Annotated in this window: 10 protein-coding genes; 5 read left to right on the top strand and 5 right to left on the bottom strand. The window is 65.4% G+C overall.

What is annotated here, in order from left to right:
• Nucleotides 1-83: 83 nt before the first annotated feature.
• Complete coding sequence (locus ACAV_RS10150; protein WP_013594481.1) at nucleotides 84-785, top strand: glutathione binding-like protein; 702 nt, start codon at nucleotides 84-86, stop codon at nucleotides 783-785.
• 34 nt (nucleotides 786-819) lie between these two features.
• Here the strand turns inward: ACAV_RS10150 and ACAV_RS10145 are convergent, their stop codons facing one another.
• Nucleotides 820-1,695: a LysR family transcriptional regulator gene (locus ACAV_RS10145; protein ID WP_013594480.1), complete on the bottom strand. Its 876-nt coding sequence runs from the start codon at nucleotides 1,693-1,695 to the stop codon at nucleotides 820-822.
• A gap of 141 nt (nucleotides 1,696-1,836) precedes the next feature.
• Here ACAV_RS10145 and ACAV_RS10140 point away from each other — a divergent pair, with 141 nt between their 5' ends.
• The 4 genes from ACAV_RS10140 to upp all read left to right on the top strand — a co-directional run bounded on the left by ACAV_RS10140 (nucleotide 1,837) and on the right by upp (nucleotide 5,502).
• Nucleotides 1,837-2,781, top strand: coding sequence for an AEC family transporter (locus tag ACAV_RS10140; RefSeq protein ID WP_041829125.1), 945 nt, complete (start codon nucleotides 1,837-1,839; stop codon nucleotides 2,779-2,781).
• 84 nt (nucleotides 2,782-2,865) lie between these two features.
• Nucleotides 2,866-3,717, top strand: coding sequence for an enoyl-CoA hydratase-related protein (locus ACAV_RS10135; RefSeq protein WP_013594478.1), 852 nt, complete (start codon nucleotides 2,866-2,868; stop codon nucleotides 3,715-3,717).
• A 128-nt stretch (nucleotides 3,718-3,845) separates the two neighbouring features.
• Entirely contained in the window at nucleotides 3,846-4,820 is a 975-nt protein-coding gene (locus ACAV_RS10130) for a threo-3-hydroxy-L-aspartate ammonia-lyase (RefSeq protein WP_013594477.1), read from the top strand.
• Nucleotides 4,821-4,854: 34 nt separating this feature from the next.
• Entirely contained in the window at nucleotides 4,855-5,502 is a 648-nt protein-coding gene (upp, locus tag ACAV_RS10125) for a uracil phosphoribosyltransferase (RefSeq protein WP_013594476.1), read from the top strand.
• A gap of 117 nt (nucleotides 5,503-5,619) precedes the next feature.
• On the opposite strand, the gene ACAV_RS23815 is transcribed toward upp, so the two are convergent.
• The 4 genes from ACAV_RS23815 to ACAV_RS23810 form a co-directional block, all read right to left on the bottom strand.
• Nucleotides 5,620-9,531 carry an SPM autocatalytic domain-containing protein gene (locus ACAV_RS23815; RefSeq protein WP_157768754.1) on the bottom strand — a complete coding sequence of 1,304 codons (3,912 nt, stop codon included), beginning with the start codon at nucleotides 9,529-9,531 and terminating at the stop codon, nucleotides 5,620-5,622.
• Between the two features lie 359 nt (nucleotides 9,532-9,890).
• Nucleotides 9,891-10,343, bottom strand: a complete 453-nt coding sequence (locus ACAV_RS24590) for a hypothetical protein (RefSeq protein WP_157768753.1) — start codon at nucleotides 10,341-10,343, stop codon at nucleotides 9,891-9,893.
• A gap of 15 nt (nucleotides 10,344-10,358) precedes the next feature.
• A complete protein-coding gene (locus ACAV_RS10115; protein WP_013594474.1) occupies nucleotides 10,359-10,997 on the bottom strand; it encodes a hypothetical protein in 639 nt (212 codons plus the stop codon).
• A 180-nt stretch (nucleotides 10,998-11,177) separates the two neighbouring features.
• A complete protein-coding gene (locus tag ACAV_RS23810) occupies nucleotides 11,178-14,690 on the bottom strand; it encodes a calcium-binding protein (RefSeq protein ID WP_049791086.1) in 3,513 nt (1,170 codons plus the stop codon).
• Between the last annotated feature and the right edge of the window lie 85 nt (nucleotides 14,691-14,775).

The following is a 14,775-nucleotide window of genomic DNA, read 5'->3' as shown; positions in this document are numbered from 1 at the left end:
CTAAAGTGGTCCGCTGAACCCGACGGCGCCCGGCCCATCCAGGCCGTGCGCTGGCAACCGATCCCCCTCCCTGGAGACCCCGCATGATCGACCTGCATTACTGGACCACCCCCAACGGCCACAAGATCACCATGTTCCTGGAGGAGGCCGGCCTGCCCTACCGGCTGCTGCCCGTGAACATCGGCCGCGGCGACCAGTTCCGGTCCGAGTTCCTGCGCATCGCGCCCAACAACCGCATCCCCGCCATCGTGGACCACGCCCCGGCCGGCGGCGGCGAGCCGGTCTCCGTCTTCGAATCCGGCGCCATCCTGCTCTACCTGGCCGACAAGACCGGCCGGTTCATCCCGCAGGACCTGCGCGGCCGCACCGAGGCCCTGCAGTGGCTGTTCTGGCAGATGGGCGGCCTGGGCCCCATGGCCGGGCAGAACCACCATTTCACGCAGTACGCGCCGGAGCCCGTGCCCTACGCCATCGACCGCTACGTGAAGGAAACCGGCCGCCTCTACGGCGTGCTGGACAAGCACCTGTCCGACGGGCGCGAATACATCGCCGGCACCTATTCGATCGCCGACATGGCGAGCTACCCCTGGATCGTGCCGCACGAGCGGCAGCGCCAGGACCTGAATGACTTCCCCCACCTGGCGCAGTGGTTCGCGCGCATCCAGGCCCGGCCCGCCACCGCGCGCGCCTATGACCTGGCGAAGACCATCAACACCGCGCCGACCGTGGACGAGGACGCGAAGAAGGTGCTGTTCGGGCAGGACGCCGGCACGGTGCGCCGCTGAGTCAGCGTTCCCCCCGGGCCCGCCGGGGGGGCGATCAGGCATCCGGTGCCAGGGCCAGCAGGTGCTGCAGGCAGGGGTTGCTGTTCGCAGTGCGCCAGACCAGGTCCTGCGCCAGTTCCACCACGGGCGGCACGGGCCGGAACACCACGGCATCCGGCTGCACCTTGCGCATGGAGGCCGGCACCAGTGCCACGCCCACGCCCTCGGCCACCAGGCTGAGGATGGTCTGCTGCAGCTGCACTTCCATGGCGATGCGGGGCGCGAAGCCGGCCTGGCGGCACTGCGCCAGCACCGCCGCGTGCAGAGAGGGTGCCACGTCCGGCGGCGTGGCGATGAAGGGCTCGCCCGCCAGCTCCACCACCGGCACGCTGCGCCGCGCCGCCAGGCGGTGGCCGCGCGGCAACGCCAGGCACAGCGGCTCGCGCACCACCGTGCGGTGCGAGAGCCCGGGCGGCAGCGGCTGGGCGAAGACGATGGCCGCGTCGATGCGCCCCTCGGCCACCTGGGCCACGAGGTCGTTGGACACCACCTCCCGCAGCGACAGCTCCACCTGCGGATGCCGGGCGGCGAAGCGCCGCGCATAGCCGGGCACCACGCTGTAGGCCGCGCACATGGTGAAGCCGATCGCCAGTCGCCCGGCCTCGCCCGCAGCAGCCGCGCGTGCATTGAGCTCCGCGCGCTCGACGGACGCCAGGATGCCGCGCCCGTCCGCCTGCAGCTGCCGGCCCGCGGCCGTGAGCGCCACGCCGTGGGCATCGCGCTCGAGCAGTTGCACGCCCAGCTCCTCCTCCAGCGCCGCGATCTGCCGGCTCAGTGGCGGCTGGGAGATGTGCAGGCGCGCGGCCGCCCGCCCGAAATGCAGCGTATCCGCCACGGCCAGGAAGTAACGCAGGCGCCGAAGGTCCAGCATGATGCCTAAAAGGTATTGCCAAAGGCTTCCGATGATATTGGATGGTATGGCCGTACCTGCCTACTCTGGCGCATCGGCTGGGGAATGCGCGCGTTGCCCCGGCATCCCTCCGACGCCCAGAAACCTGCCGCCTCCCGCACCGTGACCTCCGCCCTCTCCATCCTGCTGCCCCTCTTCGCCCTCATCGCCGCCGGCTATCTCTCGCGGCGCGCCCGGGTGTTCGATGCCTCGGCCTCCAGCACCATCAACCGGTTCGTGGTGTGGCTGGCCCTGCCCGCGGCCCTTTTCGGCATCATGGCCCACAGCACCTGGGCGCAGCTGTGGCAGCCGCGGTTCATCGCCGCCTTCGGCATCGCCACGCTGGCCGTGTTCATCGCCGTGCTGGCGCTGCGGCTGCACGGCGGGCGCCACCTGGCGGACGCGAGCGTGGATGCGGTGGCGGCGTCGTACTCCAATACCGCCTACGTCGGCCTGCCGCTGTGCCTGCTGGTGTTCGGCCACGCGAGCCAGATGGCGGCCACCGTGGCCACCATCCTCGTGGTCTGCATGCTGTTCTCGCTGGCCGTGGTGCTGGTGGAAGTGGGGCTGGGCAGCGACGGGCCGGGCCTGCGCACCGTCGTGCAGGCCCTCGCGCGATCGCTGCGCAACCCCATCGTGCTCGCTCCCCTGCTGGGCGCGGCCTTCGCGGCCACCGGCCTGCCCCTGCCCGGCGGCGTGGACACCTTCCTGCACATGCTCGGCCAGGCCGCCACGCCCTGCGCCCTGGTCGGCCTGGGCGCCTTCATGGCCGACCGGCCCGCGCAGCCGCACGGCCAGGCCCGCGGCCACCGCACCTCCCTGTCGCTCACGGCCGCCAAGCTGCTGGCCCTGCCGGCACTCACGTGGTGGCTGGCGCAGTCCGTGTTCCTGCTGCCCGCGGCGCAGGTGCACATGGCCGTGCTGCTGGCCGCCCTGCCCACCGGCACGGGGCCGTTCATGCTGGCCGAGTTTTACCGCCGCGAGGCGGCCGTGACCTCCGCCACCACCCTGCTGACCACGGCCGGATCGGTGGTGACGCTCAGCGGCCTGCTGATGCTCTTCGCCTGACGGCCACCCCACCGCCCACCGCCCTCGCTGCCCCGTCGCGCAGGTGACGGCCGGCAGTGCCGCGTCCCGCCTAGAGTGCGCCGCATGACCGACACCGCCCCCCTCACCTGCTTCCGCCTGACCGTCACGGACCATGTCGCGCACCTGGTGCTCGACCGCCCGGAGGCGCTCAACACCATGCACCCCACCTTCTGGCGCGAGCTGGACACCGTGCTCGCGCGGGTCCACCGTTCGGGCGATGCGCGGGCGCTGGTCATCAGCAGCACCGGCAAGCACTTCTCGGCCGGCATGTCGCTGGACACCTTCGGCGGCGCCGTCGCCATGGACGACCAGAGCCCCGAAGGCCGCGCCGCCATCTTCGACCTGCTGACCGACATGCAGGCCACCTTCACCCGCATCGAATCGCTGCGCATCCCGGTCATCGCCGCGATCCACGGCGGCTGCATCGGCGGCGCGGTGGACATGGTGACGGCCGCCTGCATCCGCTACGCCACCGAGGACGCATTCTTCTGCATCCAGGAGATCAACATCGGCATGGTGGCCGACGTGGGCACGCTGCAGCGCCTGCCCAAGCTGATCCCGCTGGGCATCGTCAAGGAACTGGCCTACACCGGCCGGCGCCTGCCCGCGGCCCGCGCCCTGGCCTGCGGGCTGGTGAACGAAGTGTTCGCCACGCAGGAGGCCATGCTGGAAGCGGCCCTGGCCTGTGCGCGCGAGATCGCCGCCAAGCCGCCCGTCGCCATCTGGGGCACCAAGCAGGCCGTGCACTACGCACGCGACCACTCCGTGGACGACAGCCTGCGCCAGATGGGCTGGCTGCAGGGCACGGTGTGGAGCAACCGCCACGTGGGCGAGTCCGTGGCCGCGATGCGCGAACGGCGCGCGGGCGACTTCCCCGACCTGGCGCCGGTGCAGCGCTTCAGCGAACTGGGCTGACCGGCGAACTGGGCTGGCCGGGGCTGCGGACTCCGGCGGCCGCAGCCGGTGGACGCAGAAACCGGCCTGACGGGTCTATGATGCGGCAACCCTTTTCCGGACACCGGCACGCTTCGCGAGGACGCTCCATGGAAACGCATTCCCCGGCCCCGCCCACCTACGACGATGTCGCAGCCGCGGCCCGGCGCCTGGCGGGCATCGCCCACCGCACGCCCGTGCTGCGCTCGAGCACCGCCGACGAGGCCCTGGGCGCCCAGCTTTTCTTCAAGTGCGAGAACCTCCAGCGCATGGGGGCCTTCAAGTTCCGCGGCGCCTACAACGCCCTGGTGCAACTGGATGCCGCCCAGCGCGAGCGCGGCGTGCTGGCCTTCTCCTCCGGCAACCATGCCCAGGCGATCGCGCTCTCGGCCCGCCTGCTCGACATGCCCGCGGTGATCGTCATGCCCGAGGACGCGCCCGCCTCCAAGATGGCCGCCACGCGCGAATACGGCGCCCAGGTGGTCACCTACGACCGCTTCCGTGAAGACCGCGAGGCCATCAGCCGGCGCCTGGCCGAAGAGCGCGGCATGGTGCTCGTGCCGCCGTTCGACCATCCCCACGTCATCGCGGGCCAGGGCACGGCCGCGGTGGAGCTGCTGGAAGACGTGCCCGGGCTGGACTATCTCTTCGTCTGCCTGGGCGGCGGCGGCCTGCTGTCGGGCTGCCTGCTCGCGGCCGAACAGCTGGCGCCGGACTGCAAGGTGGTCGGCGTGGAGCCGGAGGCCGGCAACGACGTGCAGCAGTCGCTGCGCGCCGGGCACATCGTGCGCATCGAGACGCCCCGCACCATTGCCGACGGCGCGCAGACCCAGGCGCCCGGCGAGATCACCTTCCCCATCATCCAGCGGCTGGCGCACGAGGTCGTCACCGTGGCCGACGCCCAGCTCGTCCAGGCGCTGCGGTTCTTCGCCGAGCGCATGAAGATGGTGGTCGAGCCCACCGGGGCGCTGGCGCTGGCCGGCGCGCACCACGGCGGCATCGACCTGCGGGGCGCGCGCGTGGGCATCGTGGTCAGCGGCGGCAACGTCGATCTGCCGCGGTATGCGCGGTTTCTGGCAGACTGAAGGGTTGTCCCCATCCCCCTTTTTTCCCACGCCCATGAGCACCGAGAACCCCTCCGGCAACGTCCACGTCATCACGCACCCGCTGGTGCAGCACAAGCTGACCCTCATGCGCCGCAAGGACGCCAGCACCAACAGCTTCCGCCGCCTGCTGGGCGAGCTGAGCACCCTGATGGCCTACGAGATCACGCGCGACATGCCGTTGTCGGACATCGAGGTCGAGACCCCGCTGGAGACCATGACCGGCAAGGTCATCGACGGCAAGAAGCTGGTACTCGTCTCCATCCTGCGCGCGGGCAACGGTTTCCTCGACGGCATGCTGACCGTCGTGCCCGGCGCCCGTGTCGGCCATATCGGCCTCTACCGTGACCCGCAGACACTGCAGCCGGTCGAGTACTACTTCAAGATGCCCTCCGAAATGGAAGAGCGCGACATCATCGTGGTGGACCCGATGCTGGCCACCGGCAACTCCGCCGCCGCCGCCGTCGCCAAGCTCAAGGAACTGAAGCCCCGTTCGGTGAAGTTCATGTGCCTGCTGGCCGCGCCCGAAGGCGTCGCCACGCTGCAGAAGGCGCATCCGGACGTGCCGATCTTCACCGCCGCCATCGACCGTGAACTCAACGACCACGGCTACATCCTGCCGGGGCTGGGGGATGCGGGGGACCGGATTTTCGGCACCAAGTGAGGGCCTGAGCCGCCCGCGGTAGGCCAGCGCGCACGGGCATGCTTGCACGCTGCAGTGCGCGGACCGCCTCTCCCGCGCCCGCCGGGGCGGGTGCGAGAGAGTCCTGGCCGCCAGCGATCAGGTCCAGTTGGTCGCGATCACGTTCGACAGGCTGCTGCGGTAGTCAGGCGGCAACGTCGTCTGTCCGGCGGCTGGAGGCGCGAAGCCTGCCATGGCCGACACCAGAGCATCCACCTGGCTGTCCAGCAGCACCTTTCCGTCGGACGTCTGGATCTTCTCCAGATGATTGGCGCTGCCCGCGTACCAGTTCGCGATCGTGGCCCGGTCTTCCGTACCGATGATGCTCACCTCCAGGTCGTTGTCTTCCCGGCGGAACCAGAGCTGATCGGTCGCGACTCCCGGTCCCACGGAGAGCACATCGACATTGCCGGATGTGGAGTCTTCATCGACGATCCGGTCAGCCTGCGAGCCGCGACTGAACAGGTAGGTGTCGTTACCCGAGCCGCCCACCAGCAGGTCCTGCCCTGCTCCGCCTTCCAGGGTGTCGTCACCAGCGCCCCCGTAAAGGGTGTCGTTGCCCGTTCCTCCCAGCAAAGTGTCGGCGGCTTGGGTGCCGTACAAGGTGTCGTCTCCTGGAGTTCCAGTCAGAGCCCTATTGGAAAGCTCGGCTACATCCCAGACCGTGCCGTCATCGAAGCGCACCTGCTGGATCGGATTGAAGAGGTTGGCGGGCGAGTCCTCATAGAAGAACGCCGACACTGTCACCTTGTCCGTCGTGCCATCGATCGACAGCACCAGGTCATTGCCCGAGCGCCGTACCGTTACCCCATCCTTGGACACGCCGGCCTTGAACTGCAGTACGTTGTGCTTGCCCACCGCCGTGTCGTGGTAGTGGTCGATGCGGTCCTGGCCGTCACCACGCCCGAAGATGAACGTGTTGTTGCCGAAGCCGCCATGCAGGTAGTCGTTGCCCGCGCCGCCTTCGAGTACGTCGTCACCCTCGTCGCCGCGCAGTTGGTCGTCGCCTTCTCCGCCCTTGAGCGTGTCATTGCCCTGACCACCGTACAACTGGTCGTTGCCCGCGCCTCCCGAGAGCGTGTCGTTGCCGTTCTGGCCGTAGATCTGGTCATCGCCTGCCAGGCCATCGATCACGTCGTCACCGACAAACCCCTGCAGCGTGTCGCCTTCAGCCGTCCCGATCAGCACCTTCCTGGCCAGTTCGCTCACATCCCAGACCGTGCCGTCGTCGAAACGCACTTCCTGCAACGGGCTGAATGCATTTCCCGGCTCGTCCTGGTAGAAGAACGCCGATATCGTCACCTTGTCCGTTGTGCCATCGATCGACAGTACCAGGTCATTGCCCGAGCGCCGTACCGTTACCCCATCCTTGGGCACGCCGGCCTTGAACTGCAGCACGTTGCGCTTGCCCACCGCCGTATCGTGGTAGTGGTCGATACGGTCCTGGCCGTCGCCTCGCCCGAAGATGAACGTGTTGTTGCCGAAGCCGCCATGCAGGTAGTCGTTGCCTGCGCCGCCTTCGAGCACGTCATCGCCCTCGTCGCCACGCAGTTGGTCGTCGCCTTCTCCGCCCTTGAGCGTGTCATTGCCCTGGCCGCCGTACAACTGGTCGTTGCCCGCGCCTCCCGAGAGCGTGTCGTTGCCGTTCTGGCCGTAGATCTGGTCATCGCCTGCCAGGCCATCGATCACGTCGTCACCGACAAACCCCTGCAGCGTGTCGCCTTCAGCCGTCCCGATCAGCACCTTCCTGGCCAGTTCGCTCACATCCCAGACCGTGCCGTCGTCGAAACGCACTTCCTGCAACGGGCTGAATGCATTTCCCGGCTCGTCCTGGTAGAAGAACGCCGATATCGTCACCTTGTCCGTTGTGCCATCGATCGACAGTACCAGGTCATTGCCCGAGCGCCGTACCGTTACCCCATCCTTGGACACGCCGGCCTTGAACTGCAGTACGTTGTGCTTGCCCACCGCCGTATCGTGGTAGTGGTCGATACGGTCCTGGCCGTCGCCTCGCCCGAAGATGAACGTGTTGTTGCCGAAGCCGCCATGCAGGTAGTCGTTGCCTGCGCCGCCTTCGAGCACGTCATCGCCCTCGTCGCCACGCAGTTGGTCGTCGCCTTCTCCGCCCTTGAGCGTGTCATTGCCCTGGCCACCCTGCAACTGGTCATTACCAGCGCCTCCCCGCATCAGATCATCTCCGGCTCCTCCGGCAAAAACATTGGCAGTCTCATCACCCAGGTAGATGTCATCGCTCGATGTTCCCTGGGCCACTCCGGCCAGATAGACATGAAACGCCTGGATCTCTGCCCTCAAGGCACTCCCTTCCGGGAGGGCATACACCCAATCCGACAGAGATTTCGCAACATCGAATCCCACGGCATCGAGCACCTTGCCCTGGTACCGGTTCAACTCCACCAGATCGATGATGGCATCGCGCTCGCTGGCCCCCTTCTTCGCCTCCAGCATCGACGACAGCGCCGACGTATCGAAGCGCACCCCCTTCTCGTCCACCACCAGTTCCACGCTGTCCAGGTACGGCCTGAGCCGCGTCTGTGTCACCAGCGCCGCATACACGCTCTCGCGCAATTGCTCATAGCTCTGTGCCAACAGCTCCAACTGGGTCGTGGAAAGGCGGGCGGACACCCGGTAGGTCAGGTCGGCTTCCGCGCCACTGCCCCCGCCCCCACTGCCCGAGCCGCCGCCTACCGGCGTGCCACCACTGCCTTCGCTGGAATCCGGACGCACGTTGCGATCGAAGGTCACGAAGCGCGTGCCGTTGAACACCTCCAGCGCATTGAGCTTCTGGTACAGCGCCGTCCGGTCTTCCTCCGTCAGCGGCCTTTGCTGCCCCGTCGCCGGATCCGTCCACAGCGTTCCCACATCGGGCATGTCCACCGACAACGTGCCCTCCGTGCCGGGCAGGTGGCGTGGGTCGATGGGGGTGTCGGGCGTCGCGATGTCCCACTGGTGCGTGGCCGCATCGAAATACAGGCTGTGGAAACGCAAGGTCTCCACGAGCTTGCCCGAAGACCGCGCCCACTCGGTGATCAGCCCATCGACCGCCGCCATCTGCGCGTCGCGCGTCGTGCCCGCCGCAAAGGCCTGCACCTTCTCCTGCAGCGCCTGCGACTTGTCGTTGCCCAGGCTCATGGCTTCGCGCAGGTCGCGTGCCCACCCCGCGCCGCCCATCTGCGGCAGGGCTTGTGCCGCGGCGGTCGGCACCGGGTCGTCGGGGAACTCCCGATAGAAGTTGTTGCTGGCCAGCAGCAGGCTGCCCGAGACCTCTGCCACGCCGCTCATGCCCTGGCTGCCGTCCATGCGCGTGAAGCTGCCGCTCCAGGGCTGGGTGTTGCCGTTGCCCAGGTCGATGCTGCTGCGCTGGCCCTTGACGTTGAGGCGCGCGATGCCCAGGTCGGACAGCGTGTGCAGCTCGCCCACCTGGCTGATGCCGTCCTGGTTCACGTCCTTCCAGATCCGCAGCTGGCCATAGGCCGTGTCCGCCGCGTCGATCACGCCGTCGCCATTGCCGTCCTGCCCTGCCAGGGCTTCGTAGCCGTTGGCATAGAACATGCCCTGGCCCGCCTGCGCTCCCTCGCGCAGCGTCTGGTCGCCGAACAGCTCGCGACCCGAATCGATCAGGCCGTTGCCGTTGCGGTCCAGCACCACGATGCCGTCTTCGCCCTTGATCCAGCCCGTGGCGTTCCTGGTGCCATCGCCGTCGTGGTCGAAGAGGATAGGCCGGGAGGGGTCGATGCCGATGGCTTCTATGCCGTCGCCGTCTAGGTCCAGGACCAGAGGGTCTGTTGGCGCAATCCAGTTACGAGCTTGAATATATAAATCGTTTACCGACTTCTTTACTTTATCCCAAATACCATTATTTTCTAAGTGCAACTCTCTGTTGAACTCCGGCCGTCTATAAAAACCATAATAAATATCATCGACAAATTTATTATTCCATTCCGGATATATCGCACCATCAAAGAAGCTGTCATGCAAGCCGGCTTCCCGCATGGCATTCCATGCAAAGTCGACACATGAATTAGTCAGTGGATTATAGTGACCCCACGGCTTAGACACATCACCAGACTGATCCACTGCCCCATCAAAAATCTTCTTTAACCTAAGATACTCCGAATCGGATATATAAAAATCTCTTGCGACATCCGGAGGATGCGAAGAGTTGGTCTCATACCTACCCAAATCATGCCTTAGAACAGCTCCTGGACCTATATACGAGGGGGCGTTGTCGTTATCAGGATAAAAGCCATATGAATTTTTTTGTCCGTCTTCGCTTATCAACACCACATACATATGCCCATGATCTGCCGAACCTACGCTATTTACAATTCGAATTCCAATTGCAGCCATCATTATCCTTTTGCTTGGTTATAATATTTACAAATTTCATCTTTTTTCTTATATTTTTCCGATGGGCAGATCATATATATTTTAATGCATTGTTCTTTCAAACATAGAATACCTTTTTCACGATCGACAATCACATCGAAACGATCATGATATATACCCAAATCAAAGCCAGACTCAACATTTTCCGCTATGGAAACAAGAGGCAAGCCATCAGGATTCAGCCCCATAGCCTTAAAAAACACCGTTTCCCGACTACCCAAAAACACTGCATCTAAGTCGAACTTCTCCGGAGCCCTGCTTCTCATGTAAACAACAGCATCTTCTTTTTTTGCATTACTCCCAGCCGTCACCACCGGTTTCTCCTTGGGCAACGACGCAGGCTTATCACAACCCAAAAAAGATAAACAAAACGCTAGGACTATAGGAAAGTATAATTTTTCAAAATTAACACCCATATAATCTCCATTAATTTAAATCTGCGAGGGCGCGATCAACGAAACCATCAGATCCGGCAGCGAAGCGCCTGGAGTCACCTGCCCCGCCCCTTGCGGCGAGAACCCCGCCATCGCCTGCACCAACTGCTGCACGCTGCCCTCGAGCACTGCAGAGCCGCCCACCGTGGAAATCGCCCCGCTCAGGGCTCCGAGGAGCGCAGACCTGCCAGCTACACCAGCGTCCGCCGCGGCGCTCATCAACGCCTTTGCGAGATCGGCTCCGGCATTCGCCGTCCCCGTAGCCGTAGCCGTCGGATAGGCATCACTCCCCGACTCCAACATCCAGGGCTTCGTTTCGTACACACCCGTCTGCCCCTCTTCGCCTTGACCGGGCTGCAACAGCATCGGCCGCGTGCTTGCCCATCCGTCGTCGATGGCGTCCGACAAAGCGATAGGTTTGACTTGCGCCACTTCAACGTCCCGCATCGATGGCAGGCCGGAGTCCTGTGGCCATGCGGCCATCACCGCAGCGAGTGCATCGCGCAGTGATCCGTGCCGTCCTACCGCTCCAGCGGTGCCCCGCGCCGCGGTGTCGTCCTCATCGCCCGTCGTGTCGCGCACATGGGCCTCACGCAATGCGGCAGCGATGGCGTTCTCCAAGCTTTCCTGGTTCATGCTCTTCGTCCCTTCTTTCGTTCTTTATTTACTTATTTATCGATTGGCTGATTGATTGATCAGCGCTCGCGCAGGCTCTCGTTACCGGCCTTCTGGATCGGGCTCAGCAGGTACTCGATGACCCGGCGCTGGCCCGTCTTGATCTCCGCGGTCAGGTTCATGCCCAACGCGAGCTTCCGGTCACTGCCAGTTGGCTGCAATTTTCGGCTGCAGTGTGGTGGCGTAGTCGTTGGGCAAGGTCGTCTGCCCGGCAGCGGGAGGCGCAAACGCCGCCATGGCCGACACCAGAGCATCCACCTGGCTGTCCAGCAGCACCTTTCCGTCGGACGTCTGGATCTTCTCCAGATGATTGGCGCTGCCCGCGTACCAGTTCGCGATCGTGGCCCGGTCTTCCGTACCGATGATGCTCACCTCCAGGTCGTTGCCTTCCCGGCGGAACCAGAGCTGATCGGTCGCGACTCCCGGTCCCACGGAGAGCACATCGACATTGCCGGGCGTGGAGTCTTCATCGACGATCCGGTCAGCCTGCGAGCCCCGGCCGAACAGGTACGTGTCGTTGCCCGCCCCCCGAAAGCTGCCGTTCCAGGTGTCGTACACGCCGCCGGCCAGGATGTCGTTGCCCGCGCCGCCATCGAGCACGTCGTCTCCGTCGCCGCCTTGCAGCACGTCCGCACCATCGCCGCCCAGCAGCCGGTCGTTGCCTGCCTGGCCATAGAGCGAGTCGTTGCCCGCGCCACCTTCGAGCAGGTCGTTGCCGCCGCGCCCTTCCAGCGTGTCGTTGCCGTCCAGCCCCTGCAGCGTGTCGTCGCTCGCATAGCCCACGATGCGGTTGCCACCCGCCGTGCCCTGCAGCGCCATCAGCTTCACGTCCTGCACGCTCCAGAGCGTCTGCGCATCGTCCTCGAAGCCGATCCCGCCCAGCGCCCAGCCACCAGCCGCATCGTCCAGGAAGTAGTTGATCACGCGCACCTGGTCATCGCTGCCGGCAATGCGCAGCACCAGTTCGTTGTCCTGGCGCTCGATCTGAACGTCTGCGGGCTTCACGCCCGCCTTGAACACCAGCTTGTCCAGGTGGCCTGCGGCAGCATCGTCGTTGTAGATCGTGTCCTGGCCGTCGCCCCGGCCGAACAGGTACGTGTCGTTGCCCGCCCCTCGGAAGCTGCCGTTCCAGGTGTCGTACACGCCACCGGCCAGGATGTCATTGCCCGCGCCGCCATCGAGCACGTCGTCTCCGTCGCCGCCTTGCAGCACGTCCGCACCATCGCCGCCCAGCAGCCGGTCGTTGCCTGCCTGGCCATAGAGCGAGTCGTTGCCCGCGCCACCTTCGAGCAGGTCGTTGCCACCACGCCCTTCCAGCGTGTCGTTGCCGTCATCCCCGTTGATGGTGTCCGCCGTGGCGTAGCCGATGATGGTGTCGTTGCCTGCGGTGCCGGTGAGCATCCGGGCTTTGATGTCTGCCAGCTTCCATACGGTGGTGGCCGAGTCGGTGAAGCGTATCTCCTCGATCTGCCGGTTGTTCATGCCGTCGTTGCTGAAGTAGCTGTCGATGCGCACTTGGTCGGTGGTGCCGTTGATCTTGAGGATCAGGGCGTCGCCGTCGCGCACGGCCAGCACGTCGGCCACGGCCACGCCGGTCTTGAAGACGAGTTTGTCCAGGTTGCCCACGGTAGCGTCGTCGTCGATGATGATGTCTTGCCCATCTCCCCGGCCGAACAGGTAGGTGTCGTTGCCCGCGCCGCTGTAGTTGCCGTTCCAGGTGTCATACACGCCACCGGCCAGGATGTCGTTGCCCGCCCCCCCTTCGAGCACGTCGTCTCCATCGCCGCCTTGCAGCACATCCGCGCCTTCGCCACCCAGCAGTCGGTCGTTACCCGCCTGGCCCTGCAGCGAATCATCGCCCGCACCTCCTTCGAGCACGTCATTACCGCTGCCAGCAGCCAAATGGTCGTTGCCCTCCAGGCCCCTAAGCCAATCATCTCCAGCTCCGGAAGAAAAACTATTTGCGCCGTTATCTCCCAAGTAAATGTCGTTCCGGTCGGAGCCTGTCGTCGCAGTGGCCATGAAAACCCTTAGGGCGGGCAACTCCGACCGTAATGGCGCATCGGCTGGCAAGGATTCAATCCAACGCGAAAGAAGTCCGACCCCGTCGAATCCAACAGCGCCAACCACTGGCCCCTGATATTCAATGAGTTCAACCAGATCAATCAAACCATCACGCTCGCTGGCCCCCTTCTTCGCCTCCAGCATCGACGACAGCGCCGACGTGTCGAAACGAATCCCCTTCTCGTCCACCAACAGCTCCACGCTGTCCAGGTACGGCCTGAGCCTCGTCTGCGTCACCAGCGCCGCATACACGCTCTCGCGCAGTTGCTCATAGCTCTGGGCCAGCAGTTCCAACTGGGTCGTGGAAATGCGGGCGGACACCCGGTAGGTCAGGTCGGCTTCCGCGCCACTGCCCCCACCACCACTGCCCCCACCACCATTGCCACTGCCTGAGCTGCCACCTACCGGCGTACCACCACTGCCTTCGCTGGAATCAGGACGCACGTTGCGGTCGAAGGTCACGAAGCGCGTGCCGTTGAACACCTCCAGCGCATTGAGCTTCTTGTACAGCGCCGTCCGGTCCTCCTCCGTCAGCGGCCTTTGCTGCCCCGTCGCCGGATCCGTCCACAGCGTTCCCACATCGGGCATGTCCACCGACAACGTGCCCTCCGTGCCGGGCAGGTGGCGTGGGTCGATGGGGGTGTCGGGCGTCGCGATGTCCCACTGGTGCGTGGCCGCATCGAAATACAGGCTGTGGAAACGCAAGGTCTCCACGAGCTTGCCCGAAGACCGCGCCCACTCGGTGATCAGCCCATCGACCGCCGCCATCTGCGCGTCGCGCGTCGTGCCCGCCGCAAAGGCCTGCACCTTCTCCTGCAGCGCCTGCGACTTGTCGTTGCCCAGGCTCATGGCTTCGCGCAGGTCGCGTGCCCACCCCGCGCCGCCCATCTGCGGCAGGGCTTGTGCCGCGGCGGTCGGCACCGGGTCGTCGGGGAACTCCCGATAGAAGTTGTTGCTGGCCAGCAGCAGGCTGCCCGAGACCTCTGCCACGCCGCTCATGCCCTGGCTGCCGTCCATGCGCGTGAAGCTGCCGCTCCAGGGCTGGGTGTTGCCGTTGCCCAGGTCGATGCTGCTGCGCTGGCCCTTGACGTTGAGGCGCGCGATGCCCAGGTCGGACAGCGTGTGCAGCTCGCCCACCTGGCTGATGCCGTCCTGGTTCACGTCCTTCCAGATCCGCAGCTGGCCATAGGCCGTGTCCGCCGCGTCGATCACGCCGTCGCCATTGCCGTCCTGCCCTGCCAGGGCTTCGTAGCCGTTGGCATAGAACATGCCCTGGCCCGCCTGCGCCCCCTCGCGCAGCGTCTGGTCGCCGAACAGCTCGCGCCCCGAATCGATCAGGCCGTTGCCGTTGCGATCCAGCACCACGATGCCGTCGTCGCCCTTGATCCAGCCCGTGGCGTTCCTGGTGCCATCGCCGTCGTGGTCGAAGAGGATGGGGCGGGTGGGGTCGATGCCTACCGCTTCTATGCCGTCGCCGTCCAGGTCGAGGACCAGGGGGTCCTTTGGCGCAATCCAATTAAGTGCTTGGAGGAACAGGTCATTAACTGTGCGAATGATGTCGTTGCCCCACCCCTCCAGGGAGCCTCTCACAACCGCCACCAGCCAGTTTTTCCGGCGTGTCGTCAGATTCCAGCGCCCCGAATGCGCTCGGACACCTGCTCGGTGGGTGGGACGC

Origin of the sequence: Paracidovorax avenae ATCC 19860, assembly GCF_000176855.2 — a bacterium.
Classification (GTDB): domain Bacteria; phylum Pseudomonadota; class Gammaproteobacteria; order Burkholderiales; family Burkholderiaceae_C; genus Paracidovorax; species Paracidovorax avenae.
The sequence above is the reverse complement of the archived record's forward strand: the minus strand, read 5'-3'. Positions and strand labels throughout refer to the sequence as shown.